At 34.6% G+C, this 18,332-nt stretch carries 19 protein-coding genes and 1 tRNA gene; 7 read left to right on the top strand and 13 right to left on the bottom strand.

What is annotated here, in order from left to right; genetic code table 11:
* Nucleotides 1–8: 8 nt before the first annotated feature.
* Together PLJ10_01140 and PLJ10_01135 are read right to left on the bottom strand one after the other, a co-directional pair.
* Nucleotides 9–407 (bottom strand): septal ring lytic transglycosylase RlpA family protein, encoded by a 399-nt coding sequence (locus PLJ10_01140; protein ID HOK08247.1) that lies wholly within the window; start codon nt 405–407, stop codon nt 9–11.
* Nucleotides 408–458: 51 nt separating this feature from the next.
* On the bottom strand, nt 459–1,634 hold the full coding sequence (locus tag PLJ10_01135; GenBank protein HOK08246.1) for a CinA family nicotinamide mononucleotide deamidase-related protein: 1,176 nt from the start codon (nt 1,632–1,634) through the stop codon (nt 459–461).
* Nucleotides 1,635–1,715: 81 nt separating this feature from the next.
* Here PLJ10_01135 and hemW point away from each other — a divergent pair, with 81 nt between their 5' ends.
* A complete protein-coding gene (hemW, locus tag PLJ10_01130) occupies nt 1,716–2,858 on the top strand; it encodes a radical SAM family heme chaperone HemW (GenBank protein ID HOK08245.1) in 1,143 nt (380 codons plus the stop codon).
* 69 nt (nt 2,859–2,927) lie between these two features.
* Complete coding sequence (locus tag PLJ10_01125; protein HOK08244.1) at nt 2,928–3,356, top strand: hypothetical protein; 429 nt, start codon at nt 2,928–2,930, stop codon at nt 3,354–3,356.
* A gap of 44 nt (nt 3,357–3,400) precedes the next feature.
* On the opposite strand, the gene PLJ10_01120 is transcribed toward PLJ10_01125, so the two are convergent.
* The 7 genes from PLJ10_01120 to PLJ10_01090 form a co-directional block, all read right to left on the bottom strand.
* Complete coding sequence (locus PLJ10_01120; protein ID HOK08243.1) at nt 3,401–4,564, bottom strand: 50S ribosomal protein L11 methyltransferase; 1,164 nt, start codon at nt 4,562–4,564, stop codon at nt 3,401–3,403.
* Nucleotides 4,565–4,566: 2 nt separating this feature from the next.
* Nucleotides 4,567–5,280: a hypothetical protein gene (locus tag PLJ10_01115; protein HOK08242.1), complete on the bottom strand. Its 714-nt coding sequence runs from the start codon at nt 5,278–5,280 to the stop codon at nt 4,567–4,569.
* 45 nt (nt 5,281–5,325) lie between these two features.
* Nucleotides 5,326–6,171 carry an ABC transporter permease gene (locus PLJ10_01110; protein ID HOK08241.1) on the bottom strand — a complete coding sequence of 282 codons (846 nt, stop codon included), beginning with the start codon at nt 6,169–6,171 and terminating at the stop codon, nt 5,326–5,328.
* Nucleotides 6,168–7,085, bottom strand: a complete 918-nt coding sequence (locus tag PLJ10_01105) for an ABC transporter permease (protein HOK08240.1) — start codon at nt 7,083–7,085, stop codon at nt 6,168–6,170. Before PLJ10_01105 ends, PLJ10_01110 begins: the two co-directional genes overlap by 4 nt.
* Before the next feature lie 2 nt (nt 7,086–7,087).
* Nucleotides 7,088–8,734, bottom strand: a complete 1,647-nt coding sequence (locus PLJ10_01100) for a peptide ABC transporter substrate-binding protein (protein ID HOK08239.1) — start codon at nt 8,732–8,734, stop codon at nt 7,088–7,090.
* Between the two features lie 15 nt (nt 8,735–8,749).
* Nucleotides 8,750–10,219, bottom strand: a complete 1,470-nt coding sequence (locus tag PLJ10_01095) for a rhamnulokinase family protein (protein ID HOK08238.1) — start codon at nt 10,217–10,219, stop codon at nt 8,750–8,752.
* Between the two features lie 66 nt (nt 10,220–10,285).
* Nucleotides 10,286–11,284: a zinc-dependent alcohol dehydrogenase family protein gene (locus tag PLJ10_01090; GenBank protein ID HOK08237.1), complete on the bottom strand. Its 999-nt coding sequence runs from the start codon at nt 11,282–11,284 to the stop codon at nt 10,286–10,288.
* Between the two features lie 86 nt (nt 11,285–11,370).
* On the opposite strand from PLJ10_01090, the gene PLJ10_01085 reads away from it, so the two are divergent.
* The 4 genes from PLJ10_01085 (at nt 11,371) to PLJ10_01070 (ending at nt 13,819) form a co-directional block, all read left to right on the top strand.
* A complete protein-coding gene (locus tag PLJ10_01085; protein ID HOK08236.1) occupies nt 11,371–11,667 on the top strand; it encodes a (2Fe-2S) ferredoxin domain-containing protein in 297 nt (98 codons plus the stop codon).
* Nucleotides 11,668–11,727: 60 nt separating this feature from the next.
* Nucleotides 11,728–11,811 (top strand) — tRNA-Ser (locus PLJ10_01080).
* A 30-nt stretch (nt 11,812–11,841) separates the two neighbouring features.
* Nucleotides 11,842–12,807 (top strand): Gfo/Idh/MocA family oxidoreductase, encoded by a 966-nt coding sequence (locus PLJ10_01075; protein HOK08235.1) that lies wholly within the window; start codon nt 11,842–11,844, stop codon nt 12,805–12,807.
* 13 nt (nt 12,808–12,820) lie between these two features.
* Nucleotides 12,821–13,819 carry a Gfo/Idh/MocA family oxidoreductase gene (locus PLJ10_01070; GenBank protein ID HOK08234.1) on the top strand — a complete coding sequence of 333 codons (999 nt, stop codon included), beginning with the start codon at nt 12,821–12,823 and terminating at the stop codon, nt 13,817–13,819.
* On the opposite strand, the gene PLJ10_01065 is transcribed toward PLJ10_01070, so the two are convergent.
* Entirely contained in the window at nt 13,816–14,382 is a 567-nt protein-coding gene (locus PLJ10_01065) for an RNA methyltransferase (protein ID HOK08233.1), read from the bottom strand. The genes PLJ10_01070 and PLJ10_01065 overlap by 4 nt on opposite strands.
* Nucleotides 14,383–14,525: 143 nt before the next feature.
* Here PLJ10_01065 and serC point away from each other — a divergent pair, with 143 nt between their 5' ends.
* Entirely contained in the window at nt 14,526–15,617 is a 1,092-nt protein-coding gene (gene serC / locus PLJ10_01060) for a 3-phosphoserine/phosphohydroxythreonine transaminase (protein HOK08232.1), read from the top strand.
* Between the two features lie 31 nt (nt 15,618–15,648).
* Here the strand turns inward: serC and PLJ10_01055 are convergent, their stop codons facing one another.
* The 3 genes from PLJ10_01055 to PLJ10_01045 all read right to left on the bottom strand — a co-directional run bounded on the left by PLJ10_01055 (nt 15,649) and on the right by PLJ10_01045 (nt 18,314).
* On the bottom strand, nt 15,649–16,887 hold the full coding sequence (locus PLJ10_01055) for a neutral/alkaline non-lysosomal ceramidase N-terminal domain-containing protein (protein HOK08231.1): 1,239 nt from the start codon (nt 16,885–16,887) through the stop codon (nt 15,649–15,651).
* A gap of 70 nt (nt 16,888–16,957) precedes the next feature.
* A complete protein-coding gene (locus tag PLJ10_01050; GenBank protein HOK08230.1) occupies nt 16,958–17,563 on the bottom strand; it encodes a glycine zipper domain-containing protein in 606 nt (201 codons plus the stop codon).
* Between the two features lie 28 nt (nt 17,564–17,591).
* Complete coding sequence (locus PLJ10_01045; GenBank protein HOK08229.1) at nt 17,592–18,314, bottom strand: response regulator; 723 nt, start codon at nt 18,312–18,314, stop codon at nt 17,592–17,594.
* Between the last annotated feature and the right edge of the window lie 18 nt (nt 18,315–18,332).

Here is an 18,332-nt window from a genome sequence, read left to right as displayed (position 1 = left end):
CATTTATTTTAATGTATTTTGGGGATAGACTGACTGTGTGGTAAGGTTACGGGACCTGTTTGCACAGGGTGTTTCCCTAAATGATAAACCTTTACCTTAATAAGTCCTCTTCTACTATCTAAGGCTCTCATTGCAGTGTGTGATAAGTCTATGACCCTACCTTTAATAAAAGGACCACGGTCATTTAATTTACATACCACTGCTTTTCCTGTGGCTTCATTTACAATTAAGTAGTAATCTCCAAATGTGCCAAAAGGCATTGCACAGGTATATTCACGGTCGTTAAACCGTTCACCAGAGGCTGTAATAATATTTACCTTAGATGTGGAGTAGTAGGAAGCAATTCCTTCAATGCAAGGCTGGATAGGTTGTGTTGAAAGTAATAATATTGCTAACATCGGGAACATTTCTTTGACTCCTTCTGTTTGGAGTTATTGAAATGGGTAAGCACTTGGGCTTTATGATTTATCCACTTCGATATTCAGTAATTTCCTTCTTATTTTTTCAAGTGAAACTACCGCCGTTCTTACCCGATTTCTTTCTTCTGTCCCATAAAAGGGCAGTTCCCATATAATTTCGCCATACTTTTTACTGATAAAATGAAGGCGAGTTGCCCTTTTATTATGGTCAGGTATTAATATTAAACTGTATGCAAAAATACATTTTAACAAATATTCCTTAGCCCTGTCAAATAGAAATTCCATTTCTTCTTCAGTTTTTAAGTTTGGGTATACTTCCCCATGAAGTAGATGTTTCATACCAGCCTGAACCATCCTGTAAATTATCATTCCTCCTGTTTGGGCATCTAAAACTACAATTCCGCTGTTCTCTTTTTCCAAAACAGCATCTAATGCTTTTTCAAGAGAAAAGTCATCACCTGGTAAGACCAACCCTGGCAAAGCATGGTTAATTTTAGTCTCCATATCGGTTAGTACCCCTTCTGCTTTTTCTGGCTCCTCTTCTTTGACTGCAAGTCTTATACGAACACACTCTGGCGATGCTAAAAGGCCAATTGTTGGTGAGGAAGAATATAGCAAATCTCCTAAAATGTGGTCTATTCTCGACTCTCCTAACCCGTAAACTTTCAATACTTTTATGTATATACGACTTTTGATTTGAAATTTTTGGGTTAAGAATGGGATAACAGTTTCTTCAAACATAGGTTTAAGTTCAAAAGGAACACCAGGTAAACATATAATATACTTAGAGTTATGTTCTTTGATAAATCCTGGAGCTGTACCAATAGGATTATTAATTGGTATTGCACCTTCAGGTAATAGTGCTTGTTTCTTATTATTTTCTGATACTTTTACCCCTCTTTTTACAAAACGGTCGTATATAGTCTGAAATAGGTCTGGATGGTAAATGAGAGGGCTGTTTGTGGCTTCAGAAACGCTTTCTCTAGTCATATCGTCGACAGTAGGTCCTAAACCACCACTGCATATAACAATATCTGATTTAGATAGGGATTCATTCAAAGCATCTACAATTCTTTTCTGATTATCCCCCACCGTTACTTTTCTGTATACATCTATTCCTATTTCTGCCAGTTTTTCACCCAAATAAGTAGAGTTTGTATCTGTAATTTGTCCTAATAAAAGTTCTGTACCTATCATTAATAATTCTGCGTTCATTCTGTTAACCTTTTTGATTTAATGTGATTTGTTGGTATTTTATTATAATATGACCATATTATAAGTTAAAATAGGTTCTTTATGTTAAATACTTCTGATTTACTTATTCACTGTAAAGAGCAAACTTTCAGTCTATATATTCATATTCCCTTTTGTCGGAAGAAATGTATTTATTGTGATTTTTTAAGTATCCCGGTATCAGGTAATGTACCAGATGAATATATGCAATCTTTAATGGATGAGTTTGGTCATATCCCATATCCCCATTCCTTAAAAAGTATATATTTCGGAGGTGGAACACCTTCTTTATTAAGGCTTGACCAAATTGATAAAATTATCAGTCTTGTAAATAAATTATTTATAATAAATAACCCAGAAATTAGTATTGAAATTAATCCAGATGATATTTCTGAGGACTGGATAAAATCGATAAAAGATATTGGTATTAATAGAGTTAGCATAGGAATCCAATCATTTTTGGATAAAGAACTTATGTATTTAGGAAGGCGACATGATGCAAAAAAGGCAAAAATTGCATGCGAAATAGTATCAGAGAATTTTAGGAATTGGAGTTTGGACCTTATTTATGGAATACCTAATTCAACATATAGAGAATGGGAGGAAACTATAAAGATAGCGGTTTTATACGAACCTTCTCATATTTCCACTTACAATCTAACTTATGAAGAAGGAACACCGTTATTTGAGAATAAATTACATGAGAAAGTAGATGACGATGTATGCCTTGAACTGTACAAAATTGCTGAAAATATGTTGTGTGGATATGGTTATGAGCATTACGAAATATCTAATTTTGCGAAGCCTGACTTTAAATGTATTCATAATCTAACCTATTGGCATAACGAGCCTTACATTGGATTAGGTGCTGGCGCGTTTTCTTACATTAATAATTTGCGTTGTGCTAATTATAGGGATATATCAAAGTACATTGAGTTTCCAGGTATAAAAGAAGAAGTGGATTCTTTGACTGAAAGAGAGATTAAAATTGAAACGTTAATCCAGTATTTTCGACTCTCAGAAGGTATTCATGAGGAGACCTATTATCAGCGATTTAATACTTCCCTTTCTAATGATTTTGGGTCTGCTTTAGGAAGACTTGTTTCCCAAAAACTATTGGAATACGATTCAGGAATTTATAGACCTACTAAGGAAGGTTTTTATCTTAATAACAAAATTGGGATAGAACTATTATTACATGGATAAAAAAGTAATCCACACCTATTTTTTTGATAAAATTGTAGATAAGTTGAGATGTAAAAAAAGGAAAATAATATGTCTAAATTAACAAAGTCATTTTGTCTATTATTAAGTCTTTTTGGCTTTTTAACAGGTTGTAATAGTAAGGAACAGCCCGAAAATGTGACTGCGGAACCGTTGCTACCAACAGCTGGAATGATGACAAACAACATCAACTCGAATGACACAGAGGATACAAATGAACTTCCTCAAAATCCTTTACATAAAAGTTTAATAGGGAGTTTTTGGAGGTTTGAGGAGTTTGATATGAGATTTTTAGATGCAAACCATGTTCACATCAAAGGAGGTGTCGTAAACAAACTCTCTCCAGAAGGCATTGAAGCGGAGTATAAGTTGTATGATGATGGTATTTTAGAAATTATGGTATTGGGTATGATAAAGACAGGAATGTGGGATGGAAAAAAACTTGTTATTGACGGTTTAATCGGAACGAAGAAAGAATAGAAGATTATTTTAAATTTTTGAGTAACTATGAATATTGTTAAGAACTATTTGTTGAGGACGGTGATGCATTCTATATGAGGTGTTTGAGGAAACATATCTACTGCTGTAACGCTACTTATTTTCCAACCTTCTGAAATAAGGTTTTTAATATCTCTAAACATAGTAACAGGCTCGCATGAAACATAAATAATATACTTTGTTTTAGATTTCGAGAGGGATGGAATAATCTTTTTTGCCCCTGTTCTTGGAGGGTCAAGCAATACAATATCCCAACTTTCGTCTTCTAAATATTTAATCATTACCTCTTCATCCCCAGTTATATAATCAAATTTTGAGTTGTTCTTTGCCACTGTTATGGCGAATGGGTCTATATCGATACCAATGATATGTTTTGTTTGTGGTTGGTCAATAGTTAAGTTTCCAGAGCCAGAATATAAATCAAGGATTTTATCTCCCATCTGAAGACAAGGAATAACCTGATTTTTAAGCAAATCATTTAGAATAAGGCTATTTTGCGAGAACGAACCGTTTACAATAGGGATATTTTTATAGATAAAATAAAAACGTTCATGTTGTTGACGGGAATAATTATAATTGTATTTATAGTTATTTAGTAAATATTTATCCTTATTTATTGTGAATAAATAATATTCATCGGTATTTATATTTATAGTTATTGTTATATCATTTATTATCTTCTTTTCTGATAAGTCTTCCCATAGTTCTTTTATTTTTGGATGTATGAGAACACAGTGATGAAGTTCAATTATTTCTTTTGAATGAAATTTATAAAAACCTAACTTATTACCATTTCCATGTAAATTAACTCTTGTTCGGTAGTAATATTGGTGATTTGCATTGTATTCTAACTTAACATCTGGTTCATCAATATTCAAAAATCTCTTTATATTTTCTTTTATAAGGTTTCTTTTATATTCTATTTGTTTTTGATAGGATAGCATTCCCCACATACATCCGCCACAGATTCCCATATAAGGGCATTTCTTTTCGATTCTATTCGGTGATTCTCTAATAATTTCATCAATTATTCCCCACGCCATATTTTTTTTATCTGAAATTGTTTTAATCTGTACAATATCGCCAGGGTATGTAAAAGGAGTCATAATTACACAATTTTTGTGTCTGCCCAAACCATATCCCCCATTGACAATAGTCGTTATTTCCAATTCAATTAATGACTCCTTCATGTTTACATTCTTTCTTTTTCGTTTTTCCATTTTTCGTAATTAGATAATTGCTGGATTAATTGTGTGTGGTATAAATAAAAATTATGTATTTTACCTATACTATATGGTGCAAAATAGAAAAGAGGGAGGTCTATATTGTTTTTACCTTTTATAGTTATTTTTTGTTTGCATTTTACATAGATAATATTTTCATTAAGTTGTTGTTTCCCAATTTCTATACCGTTTTCTCCAAAAAATAGGATTCCAGCTCCTGACTCGGATTCTATAGAAGCGAGTTCTGACTTGTTATTTTCAGTGTGTATTTTTGAATCTATTTTCTTCATTTGCTTATTTGGATATATGTAAAATGGGAAATAATCGCATTTGTCAATTGTGCTATTGCTAATTAATAACTGTGCTTTTATATAAATAGCAGGGAAGCCATATAAAACTTTGTAACTCAACCTTAGTCTTTTATTATCAGAGATAATTATAAGTTGAAAACCACATGATTTTTCATCAATGTCTTCTGAGAATTCTATATCACTGATTTCATCAAAAAATTGTTCACCTCCATCGCCGACAAGTTTTACATGGATATTTCCCCTTCCAATCCACTCAAAGTTCATCGGCAAATATACAAGAGAATCAAGGCTTCCTGTAATTGATGACCAAGTAGACTGTAATTCAGGTGTTCTTATTTCTACTTTTAATCTGTCTACTGATGATAAATACATATTAGGAAACAATCCTTTTGTTTATAACGATAAATGTTTAAAATTTTAGCCTATTTTCTCATTACTTGCATCTTGAAGGCTATCGCCTAATAGATTTAGTAAAAGAAGGGTAAATGTAAATATAATAGCTGGAAAAATAAGTAACCATGGATATTCTTCCATAACTTCAACACCATCTCTTATAAGGACGCCCAAAGAACACATTGGGGGTTGAACACCTAATCCAAGGAAACTAAGAAAAGCTTCCAGCAAGATAACCTGTGGTATTGTTAATGTTGTGTAAACAACGATAATGTTTATAAGGTTTGGAATAATGTGTCGGAAAAGAATTCGAGGATTTGAGAAACCAAGGGCTTTGGCTGATGTTATAAAATCTTGCTGTTTTATAGATAAAACTTTTCCGCGTATAATTCGTGCCATTGTTAGCCATTCTACAGCACCTATAGCGATAAATAGCAAATAGAAATTTCTACCGAAAAAAGTCATCAGTATAATAACAAACATTGTAAACGGCATTGTATAAAGAATATCCACAAGGTACATCATCCACGTATCAATCCATCCTCCAATATAACCAGAAATAGAACCATAGGTAACACCTATAACCAGAGCCACTGCAGTGGCACATATTCCAACCCAAAATGATACTCTTATCCCATACATTGTCCTTATAAATAAATCTCTGCCTAAAATATCTGTACCAAACCAGTGTTTAAAAGATGGATGAACAGCACCTAATTCGAGGTTTTGTTCTTCATAACTTGTACGTAAAAATATTGGAAATAAGAACGATGACAAGATAATGAGTATTAATAAAAGTAATGTTATTTTCCCCTTCATGTTTAGATTTTGCAAAAAGTGTGTTGATGTATCATTCATTTTTCGTTTCATTCGTATGAAATCCTTGGGTCAAGCCAACCTTGAATAATATCAACAATCAAGTTAAATATAAGGATAAGGATAGCGTAAATAATGACAATCCCTGTTATCATTGTATAATCTCTGTTAAACGTGGCTTCGACGAACTCCCTACCCAGTCCTGGTATCTGAAATATAGTCTCGACAACAAAAGACCCTGTTAATAATCCTGCAATTGCTGGACCTAAAAATGCTATCAGTGGTTGTAGCGAACCTTTTAAGGCATGTATAAAAAGTATTCGTGTTTTAGAGGCGCCTTTTGCTTTTGCTGTTCTTATATAATCTTGTTTTAATACTTCAATAATGCCTGAACGGATAATTCGGGCAATATAAGCAGAATAAATGAAACCGAGAGATATTGACGGAAGTATTTTTTGTTGTGGGAAATCCCAACCACCTACGGGTAGTATTTCCCAATATAAAGCGAAGATTAGGACCAGTAAAGGACCTAATACAAAGGCAGGTATGCATATTCCAAGAACTGCGAACGATGTTAGACATGAGTCAATCCATGTATTTTGATAACTTGCTGAAATTAAACCGCATAACGTGCCAATTACTAATGCAAAAATTAAACTGTATATACCTAATTCGAATGATATAGGTATTCTCATCATAATCCACTCTCTAACAGAATAGCTGGGTTTTCGAAAGGAAGGACCAAAATCTACATGAATAATTCCATTTAAGTATCTAATGTATTGTTTTAAGAGTGGCTCGTCTAAATGGTAATATTTTTCCAAACTACGTTGAACTTCAGGTGGAACATTTTTATCACGGTCAAAAGGTCCTCCTGGAGCCAGACGAATAAGGAAAAAAGTTAATGTAACCACAGCTAATAAGACTGGGAAAAATAATAACACTTTTCTTGCAATATATTTTCTCATATTTATCTTTTGTCTAAAAGAGTTATCGATTTATTTTGTTCTTTTATTTTTAAGTCTTGCCATCGAATATAACCGAGGACGTTAGGGTTTAAGTTATCAACTCGAGATGAAATTAACATTTTCCATGTATAGAAATAGATTGGGATAATAGGAAGTTCATCTAATAGTATTTGTTCTGCTTCGAACATTAATCGATTTCTTGTTTTCCCATCTGTTTCATGATATGCCTGTTCTATTTTATTATCGAACTCGTTATTTGCCCAACCTGTTCTGTTATTACCGCTATAACTTAAAAAGCATTCTAAGAAATTGATGGGGTCGAGAAAATCAGCAATCCATGCGGATCGTGCAATTTGATAGTCCAATTGGTTTAATGATGATAAATATACTTTCCAATCTTGATTTAAGAGTTTTACATTGATGTTTAGATGTTGTTTCCACATTCGTTGTATTGCTTCAGCAATTAACTTATGTGCTTCCGACGTGTTGAATAGAATTTCGATGGTCGGAAAATTTTTTCCATCTGGGTATCCAGCTTGATAAAGAAGTTCGCGAGCATATTTTGGATTAAATCTAACTATTTCGGGTGATAAATAATCGCCAATGTTGTTAGGAACATAATGTGTAGCAGGTGTTTCGCCACCTTTTAAGATATATTTTGTTATTTGTGAACTATCAATAGCATACGCTAAGGCTTTCCGAACAAAAATATTATTTAATGGTGCTTTTTTTACGTTGATACGATAATAATACACACCGATGTATGGATATAAGAGCAGTGATTCGGGTCGGTTTATACGGTAATAATCTAATTTTCTTAATGGGATAGTGCTGGTTAGGTCCAAATATCCAATTCGAAAGAATCGTTCTTCGGTCATTTGATTATCGATGGGATAGAAGTAAATATTACTTATAGCGACACTTTCTTTATTCCAATAATATGGATTTTTCCTGACTTTAATTATTTTATTCGGTATCCACTCAATCAATTGATAAGGTCCGTTGCTAATATGTTTACCTGCATGTGTCCACGGGTTATTTCTCTCATCAAAATTACCGTATTTTTCAATTGTTTTTTTGTGAATGGGATACCAAATATTGTGAACTTGCATTTTTAAGAAATATGCTGTTGGGTATTCAAGTTCAACTTGAAGGGTGTAATCATCAATGATTTTTACCCCTACCTTATTAAAATCTTCGATGTGTCCTTCGTAGTATTGTTTGGCATTTTTTATACAGAAGAGTAGATAGGCATACTCTGCAGAAAGCTTCGGTGAAAGGATTCTCTTCCATGAATTAAGGAAATCTATTGATGTTACAGGTTCACCATTTGACCAAAATGCATTTTTTCTAAGGTGGAATGTATATAGTTTTTTGTCATCTGATATGTCCCATGTTTCCGCTACTGCTGGAATTGGCTGTAAACTTTTTGGGTCAAGTGATGTTAAACCTTCAAAAAGTGAACTCAGAACTCGATGTTCTGTTACTCCTGAAACTGTGGCTGGGTCAAGGTCCTGAACCTCTGCCCCATTTCCTACATATAAAGTATCTTGGTTCGTATTGGTATTAAATGTGCAGGATAACGGAATAAGAACTAAAAATAATACACTTTTACATATTAAGTTTGTACTGCTTTTCGTTATATACATTGATATTCCAGTTTTCTATTTATCCCAACGGTCCCATTCTGCGGTATTTGTAGGATTATAATGTTCTAATATTACAGAATTGGCAATTACCTCTCTGATTTCTTGAGGCGATTTAATAGCACCAACTGCCATTGCTTGAACACTTATATTCCCGAGTACGGTTGCTTCTACAGGCCCAGCAATTACTGGTATATTACAAGCGTCTGCTGTCATCTGACATAAGAGTTTGTTTTGCACTCCACCACCTACAATATGGAGTTTTTTAATAGTGCAGTTTAAGAGTTTATTTAATGCTTTTATAGTTTGACGGTAGTTTAAAGCAAGGCTTTCCAAAGCACACCGTACAATCCCTCCTCTTGTTTGTGGTATGGGATGCCCTAATTCTTCGCAAATTATTTGAATTGTTTTGGGCATATTTTCTGGTGCTAACAGACGTGGTTCGTTTACGGGTATAAGTGCTTTAAATGGGGTTGCTTCTTCGGCTTCTTTTGTTAGTTGTTCGTAAGATAGCATTGTTCCTTCCCGTTCCCAAATACGACGGCATTCTTGAACCAGCCATAAACCAAAAATATTTTTTAGATAACGAATTTTGTTGCCGATACCCCCTTCGTTCGTAAAGCCGATTTCCATGCTTTCATTTGTAATATTAGGCTCACTAAGTTCTGTCCCTAATAATGACCATGTTCCACTTGATAGGTATGCCCATGGTTCGGAAGTATCCAAAATAGGAACAGCTGCGACAGCAGAAGCGGTATCGTGTGTTGCGGGTGCTATGACTGGGGTCTCTGGTGAAATCCCTGTATTATGTGCAATTTCTGGGAGTATATCACCTAATATAGTTCCTGGTGGAATAATCTTTTGTAGTATATTCGACGGTATTGAGAATTTTTGGATAAGTTCTTTGCTCCAAGTTCTTTTTTTAGCATCCAATAGTTGCGTTGTCGATGCATTAGTATATTCACATGAAGCCACACCACTTAATAAATATCCGAACAAATCCCCCATGAGTAATAATGATTTTGATATTTTTAGGAAAGGTGATTTATTTTTTATCATGCTCAATATTTGAAATAACGTGTTAAATGGTAAAAATTGAATTCCTGTGATTTGATATATCTCTTCTTTGGGAACAATTGAAAATGCGTAATCCATAATGCCTTGTGTTCTCTTATCACGATAATGAACAGGGTTAGCAATAACAGAGCCGTCATCTGCTATTAAGCCGAAGTCTACACCCCATGTGTCTACACCAATTCCATCTAATTCAGCGGTGTATTCTTTGGCACATTTACGTAGGGCATAGCACATTTCTTCATAGATGCGTGCTAAATCCCACTGTCGGGTGCCTAACATGATAAGCCCTTCGGTTCTAAATCGATGAATGATTTGTAAATCGATTTTATGATCTTTCAGGGTTCCTAAGATAGCTCTGCCACTTTCAGCTCCTAAATCAAAAGCCAAAAACTGGTATATCTTTTTACTCATATTTGTATCCTTTCATTAATTAGTTCTTATCTATAATTTATCTTCTTTATTTTATTTATAATTATCTTACATTACAACTACACCACTACCATTAATTTTATTTTCTTTTAATTTTTGGAGCAATTCGTTTACTTCTTTTAATGGTGTTAATTCAACATGCGTTTTTACTTTTACATTTATGGCTTCTTTTAACAATTCTTGTCCATCTACTCGTGTATTTGAAGTTACAGATAATATATGTTTTTCGTAAAATATGTGTCTTTCGTAATTAAGAGGTGGTGTATCAGACATATAGATACCTGCTAAAACAAGACGGCCACCTTTTTTCAAATATTCTAAAGCAGTTGGAATTAGATTTCCATTAGGGGCAAAGATGATACTTGCATCTGGCAATTCTGGAAGTTCAGAGGGGTTACTTCCTGCCCAATCCGCACCTAATTGTATTGCTAATTCTTGGTGGTTTTTCCTTTGACTAACAACAAATACAGTGACTCCTTTGGCTTTTGCTATCTGTAATATGATATGAGCGGAAGCACCGAAACCATATATAGCCAGTACATTCTTTTTCCTTAGTTCTGTCTTTTTCCATGCACGGAAACCTATAATACCCGCACATAAAAGAGGTGCTATTTTGGGGTCATCTAAATTTTTTGGAAGGGCATATGCAAAGTCTTCATTTACTACTGTATATTCAGCATAGCCTCCATGTTGATGATAACCTGTATATAAGCTATCTTTACATAAGTTTTCCAATCCTATCTTACAGAAATCGCATGTGCCACAGGTCATTCTTAACCATGCTATTCCGACCTTATCGCCTACTTTATATTTTGTGCATTGTGTTCCTATTTCGATGACAGTTCCCACAATTTGGTGGCCAGGAATAATTGGAGATACTACTAAAGGTAATTCACCTTCTATAATATGTAGGTCTGTCCTACAAATAGCACAACAATTTATTTTAATAAGGAGTTCTTTTTCCTTTGGTTTTGGAATATCCCAATCTTCTATAATTAGAGGGTGTGTTTGAATAGGGGCTTGTTGATATAAAGCCATTACTTTCATTTTTCTGTTTCCCTAATATCTAAATTCCTTAATAATTTTATATAATAAATATAATTAATTTACATATACAAAAGAAGGGATTGAATATGCGAAAACAACCGATTCCCTATAAGAAAACAATTTTTGTTTGTACGAACAAAAAGGACGATAATACGAAACCCTGTTGTGGTGTCCATAAAAGCGATGAATTTGTAGTTAAGTTAAAACAATCTATTCGTGATAAAAACTTAAAAGATGTTATTCGTGTTTCAAGAACAGGTTGTCTTGGTCAGTGTGAACATGGACCCAATATTATGGTTTATCCAGAAGGTATTTGGTATAGTTATGTCAAGGAAGAGGATATTCCTTTTTTGTTAGATGAGATTATGAAGTCGTTGTCATAGTTGATTATATTTGAAACTAATCGTTAATTTTATGTATATATATAATCACAGAAAAGATGCGGAGGGTTAGGATAATCGGTAATCCACCGGTCTTGAAAACCGGCGCCTTCGGGCTTGAGGGTTCGAGTCCCTCACCCTCCGCCATTATATTATTTAAACCTGGAGGATTTTATTATGAAAGTAGGGATTATTGGATGTGGGACGATGGGACGTCTCCATGCTACTATGGCTAAAAACTGCGGATTGGAAGTCGTCCAGTGTGCGGACAGTGTAAGCCGAATAGCTAAAGACATGGCTAAAGAATTTAAGGCAAAGCATGTAAAAAATTGGGAAGATTTGGTGCAAAGTAAGAATGTCGATATTGTAGTAATAACAACACCAACTCCATATCATTATCCTATTCTCGATTTAGCAATAAAAAAAGGAAAGTATATATTTTGCGAGAAGCCACTATGTAGGACTACTGAGGAATGTAAAAAAATTGTAAATAAGGCTGAGAAAAAAGGTGTGAAATTATTTGTTGGTCATGTAGTTCGGTACTTTCATGAGTTTGAGGCTATTCAGGAACAAATTAAATCTGGAAAAATTGGTGACGTTGGTTTTGTTAAGATGTATCGTGGTGGAATGTCACCTAAAGGTTGGTTTAGTGATTTCAAATTAAGTGGTGGTGTTACATTTGATTGCCTTATTCACGACTTAGATTGGTTGCGATATGTATTTGGTGAGGTCAAAACAGTATTTTGTCAAAACTTGATTGATAAAAAATGTGCTCCCTTAGATTATTCCCAAATTACGGTACGGATGAAAAATGGCATTTTAGCACTCGTAATAGGGACATGGGCACACCCATCGGGTTTTCGGGTGAAAGTTGAGGTTTGTGGGAGTGATGGTCTCATTTATTATGACAATATGGAAAATGCATTAGAATTACATCAGAGACAGCAAGGCAAGATATCTGGCACTATCGTCCCAGAAAGTCCTGTTATTAAAAGTCCTTATCAAAAGGAATGGGAAGATTTTATCGATTGGATACAAAATGATAAGACACCAAAAGTTCAGCCAAATGATGGTTTGAAGGCTGTTGAGATAGTTAGTGCGTGCCTCCGTTCAGCAAAAACTAAGCAACCTATTTCATTATAAGGAGGGATTAAAAATGATTAAAGTAGGGATTATGAGTTTTGCTCACTTACATGCATATAGTTATGCCCATTGTTTATGTTCTTTGCCTGATGTTGAATTAACAGCTATTTGGGATGACGATGTAGAAAGAGGTAAAGATGCGGCTCAAAAATATAATACAAAATTTGTAGAGAGTATGGATGAATTTTTAAGTCTGCCTACTGATGGAGTTGTAATTACATCTGAAAATGTAAATCATAAGCCGATGGTAATAAAAGCAGGAGAAGCCAAGAAGTGGATACTTTGTGAGAAGCCACTTGCTACAACAATAGAAGATGCTAAGATGATGATAAAAACATGTAGAGAAGAAGGTGTCGGTTTAGGTATTGCGTTCCCATGTAAATTTTTAGCCCCAATTATAAGGGCAAAAGAGTATATCGAATCGGGTAAATTGGGAACTATTTTGTCAATATCTTGCACAAATAATGGTTTTTACCCTGGTGGTTGGTTTGGTGATATTAGCCTTTCTGGTGGTGGAGCAACGATGGATCATACTGTGCATGTGGCTGATATTCTTCGTTGGATAACAGGAAAGGAATTTAAGTCCGTATATTGTGAACTGGGCAATCAGGTTCATAAAAAAACATTAACCACGGATGATATTGGTTGCTTACAATTAGAGATGGAAGGTGGGATTCAGGTATCTCACATCGCAAGTTGGAGTAGACCGAAGAGTTTTCCGACCTGGGGTGATGTGACATTAGAATTTGTAGGCACCAAAGGGGTCTTGTATGTCGATGCTTTTAATCAGAAATTAAACGTTTACAGTGATTTTGCTATGAAGACAGAATGGGCTTTTTGGGGTGATAATCCCGATATGGGTTTAATAAGTGATTTTGTTAAATCAATTCAAGAAAGACGTGACCCTATTTCAACAGGTTTGGATGGTTTGAGGTCGGTAGAAGTTACTGTATTTGCTTACGAATCTGCGAATACAGGGAAACGGGTGAACATTAAAAAAGAGAAAATTTAAGTTTTTCTTCCCCATTTATGCAAAATATCATAAAGAATGATACCAAATGTGGTGGAAACATTTATTGTATTTTTATAACCAAACATAGGTATATGAATAATATAATCAGACATTTTTAATACTTTTTCCTGAACACCTAATACTTCATTTCCAAAAACGATAGCAACAGGTTTGGGCCAGTTAAAGTCGAAGTAGGAAGTGGAATTTTCTGTTATTTCAATAGATGCAATGGGGATTTCTTTTTCTTTTATATGAAGGATACAGTCTTTCGTCCTTTCATAATAACTCCATGGGATATATTCGTGGGCTCCTAATGCAGTTTTTTCTATTTTTTTATGGGGTGGGTGGGCTGACATGCCACAAAGATATATGTGTTCTACCGCACCAGCATCACTAGTTCTAAATATTGAACCTACATTGTATGCACTTCTGAGGTTATCTAAAACTACATGAATTGGATTTCTTGTTATTGGAGTTAAGGAATCAATATCTACTCCCTTATAGAAGGGTTCTTGTGGAATATATGGAACGGGTTCTCTTTTGTATTGATTTAGGTCATCCATAGTATTTTACTTTTTATTTTTAAATTTGAAAAACAGATATGATATAATTATTGAAATTATAGATATTGGGCGTTATTCTACTCAAAATCGTTTTTCTATTTCATATATATCCAATTCAACTTTAACTTAATAAGGATTAGATTATGTTAGAGGGACGTGTTTTTAATTTTTCTGCTGGACCATCTATGTTACCTGAACCAGTATTGTTGAAAGCACAGGAAGAATTGCTTGTCTATCCTGGGGCTGGAGCGTCAATAATGGAGATAAGTCATCGCTCAAAGACTTTTGATGAGATACTTGAAAATGCTAAAAATTGTTTAAAAAAATTGTTAAATATGCCTGACACATATAAAGTTATATTTACTCCGGGTGGTGCGACGATGCAATTTTCAATGTTAGCGATGAATTTTCTAAATGGTGGGACGGCAGATTATATAAATACGGGTTCATGGGCTTCTAAGGCGATGGGAGAAGCTAAAAAGCATGGTACTGTGAGGGAAGCATGGTCTGGAAAGGCTGAGAATTATGTGCGAATACCCTTATCTTCAGAGATAAGTATTTCTACAGATGCTAAATATGTGCACTTTACTTCAAATGAAACAATTCAGGGAATAGAATTTTTTAATGAGCCAGACGTAGGTGAAAAGCCTTTATTCTGCGATGCGTCTTCTGACTTTTTATCTCGTCCTATTGATATTACAAAATATTCATTGATATATGCGGGTGCTCAGAAGAATGTAGGACCTTCGGGTATAGCCGTGGTGATTATTCGTGAGGACCTATTACCTTTGGTACCAGAAAAACTTCCTTCGCTGTTAGATTATCGGCTGATGGTGGAGAATAATTCACTGTATAATACCCCTTCGACATGGAGTATTTACATTATAGGTCTTGTTTTGAAGTGGTTATTAGAGGATATTGGTGGCTTGGAAAAAATGGAAGAGATAAATAAGAAGAAAGCACAGGTTTTGTATGATGTGATTGATAAACATACGGGATTTTATAAAGGACATGCCCAGAAAGAGTCTCGTTCACGAATGAATGTGACGTTCCGCTTGCCTGATGAGGCATTAGAAAAGGAATTTATAGCTAACGCTACTAAAGAAGGGTTCCATGGACTAAAAGGGCATCGTTCAGTGGGTGGTTGTCGTGCTTCTATTTATAACGCAATGCCGTATGAGGGGTGTGAAGCATTAAGCCAATTTATGGAAGAATTTGTCCGCACACATGGATAGAAAAGCAGAGGAAAATTGTTTTTCTATGTACTTATTTTATTTTCTCGATAAGTTCGAAGGCGGTATTTAAGACAACATCACCTAATTTAGGTCCATAGAAAGAGGCGGTAACTTCATAGCCACTTAAATGGTATTCTTTCTCTGTTAAAATATAGCCAATTAAATCGTTAGTCAAGGATGTTACAATAGGTGTCTTTATTCCTTTTTTGATTAACTGCTGTTTTACTGCCATTCCAATTTCTGTAATAGGTTCCCCAGGGAATGTGATAATTGTGGAGTCATTAATCATTAATATGTGGAAGGGTGCTTTTTGTGGAAATAACTGTCTTACCATTGCACTTGCCATTTCTTCTGAAACATTGTATTCATCACCTGCGATTTTAACGAAGTCTGGGGCTACTTGAGTTGGTGGTAGTTCTTTCCATAAGACGTGGTGTTTAAAGTTAGTAATAGGTTCGGGTTTCATTTGCCCAATGAGGTCTATTACTATTTTAGATAAGGTTAGACCGTAATTTTCCATTGCTTCCCAGGCAGAATCGCCATGATAGCCGAATGGGGCGACATCACCTTCAGCACCGTTGGAGAACATACAAACAGTGTCGGGAATAAACGTTTCTACAGTTCTTTGAATAATGCCTGGATAACCTGCGGATAGGTACATTTCTTTTGGGGTCATTATTGTTTCATGGGCTGTGAAGTTGACAAAAATAACCCATGGTTTATCTTCTTTATCGAATCGTAAAATGGAGAGATAGGGGTCGGTTGGGAGTTCACTATTTCTTCTGTTTCTATTTAACCCTTTTGTTTCAACTCTGCCTGATGCAAAAGTGACAGGAGACAAATTTTTTATTGAATCTTGAATTGCTTTTGCAATCTGTGTCGAAACAAAATCTAAAACTTTTTCATCAAATATTCCAATGTTTGGGTTTTGTATAATATTTCGTTCATCAAGGGACATTCCTTCAAGTCCTGCGTGAGTATGACTTGCCATCATTATAATATTATCTGTTGTTACATAAGGCAGACTTGCCTTCTTAACACTATGTTCAACAAGACTCCATGGCAAATGGCATATATCTACTGTTACTAAAAATAGGTATTCGTTACTTTCATTTTTAAGTGCAAGGACTTTTGCGTATGTTTCGTCATGCGTTCCTAATGCTGGTTTCCCTTGTCTTTCTCCATAACCACCCAATTGAACAGAAAGCCCATGTGGTATAGGATTTATGGAGATTTTAGAGATACCAGCATATATATCTGCATGTGACATAGATTGGAAACCCATAGAAATCAAGAATAAACTTATAAAAACATTGATATTGCTTTTCATACTATTCTTATTAATCCACTACAAAAGACGCACTGCCTGATATGGAAGACAATTTTGTAGAAACTCTTGTGAGTATGGAATATTGTCCTGGGGCTAAATTTGACGGCAATCTGAATTCTTGACTACTAACCCATGTACCATCTCCTCTATTTACTGTTGAAGAAGACAGCTCTGCGATAACACGCTCACCCTGTAATAAGGTCCTTGATTCAGTAACATTAACGCCTCCTGGACCTGTGCCTAAAAGGGCGTACTGTATTGTTGCTTCTATTTTGTTCCCTGGGGTTATAACATTTGGTAATACTTCTGTTCTTTCAAAGAGTAATTTTTCTCCTTGGGTTGGTTGGTAATTATATTCTTTTGCTGTTTCTTCAGCAGATTTTGCTCTTCTTGCTTTTATATCATGAGCAACTAAACCAGTGATTCCGCCGAGAACAGCACCAATTGCTGCACCTTCAAGGGCATGTCCAGATTGATGTCCTATAATTGCACCTGTTGCACCACCTAATGCTGCTCCTAAACCTGCTGCTTCTCCATAAGTTTGACAACCCAAATTATGGGTTAAAGTAAATATGAGGATAGAGAAGGTTAAAAATGTTGATACTAGTTTTTTCATAAGTTTTTCCTTTTCTTTAAAGTAGTTTTTATTCGTATGGTATATATTGTACCGGTTTAGTTTCGTTAATCCAAATTAACAAGTGTTTTTGTAATATATCACTTATATTAACGAATTCTATACCGTATTTATTTACAAACTTACTTTCATGTGATGACATTTTCCACCTAATAATACCTATCCCTTCTCCTTGTTGATTATTTAATTGCGGAAAATTGAGAGTAAAGCGAACAGTCGTCCCAATACTATAACGTTCACTTGAAATAAGGGAAAATCCTCCTCTTCCTAATAATATATCGTGTATTTCTTTAGAATCTAAATTTTCAATCCAACCTTCATAATCGGTTATTTTCTCTATGTTTATTTGGAATCGTTCTGGTAATGGTGTCAGTAATCTTTCGACATTATGCAGGAGCATTTTTAGTTCAAAAGGCTTATAGATAATAGCCTCTGCTCCGAGATTGTAAAGAACGTAATTTGGATAATCATTATATGCAGTTATTACTATGATCGGAGGTATATTTATATTAATATTTTTTAACATAGTAATTATATCTGTACCAAAAATTTCAGGTAACCTCAGATCAATTATGACCAAATCTGCCATTTCATTAGCGAAACATTTTAGGAATTCTTTAGGATTAAAAACAGTCTTTGGTACATAACCTCTATCCTTCAATTCAATGGATAACATTTCGGTTAAATCGATTTCATCATCAAGGATAATTATTTTTGGAGAGTGTTCCTTCATATTTTCCCCCTTTCTGTT

The sequence above is a fragment of the Candidatus Hydrogenedens sp. genome, from assembly GCA_035361075.1.
Classification (GTDB): domain Bacteria; phylum Hydrogenedentota; class Hydrogenedentia; order Hydrogenedentales; family Hydrogenedentaceae; genus Hydrogenedens.
This window is presented reverse-complemented; position numbering and strand designations above follow the sequence as displayed.

Coding starts and splice junctions, on each gene's coding strand:
- PLJ10_01095 (HOK08238.1), bottom strand. CDS start 10,219: ATGAGTAAAAAGATATACCAGTTTTTGGCTTTTGATTTAGGAGCTGAA.
- PLJ10_01065 (HOK08233.1), bottom strand. CDS start 14,382: ATGGATGACCTAAATCAATACAAAAGAGAACCCGTTCCATATATTCCA.
- PLJ10_01115 (HOK08242.1), bottom strand. CDS start 5,280: ATGTATTTATCATCAGTAGACAGATTAAAAGTAGAAATAAGAACACCT.
- PLJ10_01045 (HOK08229.1), bottom strand. CDS start 18,314: ATGAAGGAACACTCTCCAAAAATAATTATCCTTGATGATGAAATCGAT.
- PLJ10_01125 (HOK08244.1), top strand. CDS start 2,928: ATGTCTAAATTAACAAAGTCATTTTGTCTATTATTAAGTCTTTTTGGC.
- PLJ10_01090 (HOK08237.1), bottom strand. CDS start 11,284: ATGAAAGTAATGGCTTTATATCAACAAGCCCCTATTCAAACACACCCT.
- PLJ10_01055 (HOK08231.1), bottom strand. CDS start 16,887: ATGTCACATGCAGATATATATGCTGGTATCTCTAAAATCTCCATAAAT.
- serC (HOK08232.1), top strand. CDS start 14,526: ATGTTAGAGGGACGTGTTTTTAATTTTTCTGCTGGACCATCTATGTTA.
- PLJ10_01070 (HOK08234.1), top strand. CDS start 12,821: ATGATTAAAGTAGGGATTATGAGTTTTGCTCACTTACATGCATATAGT.
- PLJ10_01135 (HOK08246.1), bottom strand. CDS start 1,634: ATGAACGCAGAATTATTAATGATAGGTACAGAACTTTTATTAGGACAA.
- PLJ10_01110 (HOK08241.1), bottom strand. CDS start 6,171: ATGAAACGAAAAATGAATGATACATCAACACACTTTTTGCAAAATCTA.
- PLJ10_01085 (HOK08236.1), top strand. CDS start 11,371: ATGCGAAAACAACCGATTCCCTATAAGAAAACAATTTTTGTTTGTACG.
- PLJ10_01075 (HOK08235.1), top strand. CDS start 11,842: ATGAAAGTAGGGATTATTGGATGTGGGACGATGGGACGTCTCCATGCT.
- PLJ10_01050 (HOK08230.1), bottom strand. CDS start 17,563: ATGAAAAAACTAGTATCAACATTTTTAACCTTCTCTATCCTCATATTT.
- PLJ10_01100 (HOK08239.1), bottom strand. CDS start 8,734: ATGTATATAACGAAAAGCAGTACAAACTTAATATGTAAAAGTGTATTA.
- PLJ10_01140 (HOK08247.1), bottom strand. CDS start 407: ATGTTCCCGATGTTAGCAATATTATTACTTTCAACACAACCTATCCAG.
- hemW (HOK08245.1), top strand. CDS start 1,716: ATGTTAAATACTTCTGATTTACTTATTCACTGTAAAGAGCAAACTTTC.
- PLJ10_01105 (HOK08240.1), bottom strand. CDS start 7,085: ATGAGAAAATATATTGCAAGAAAAGTGTTATTATTTTTCCCAGTCTTA.
- PLJ10_01120 (HOK08243.1), bottom strand. CDS start 4,564: ATGAAGGAGTCATTAATTGAATTGGAAATAACGACTATTGTCAATGGG.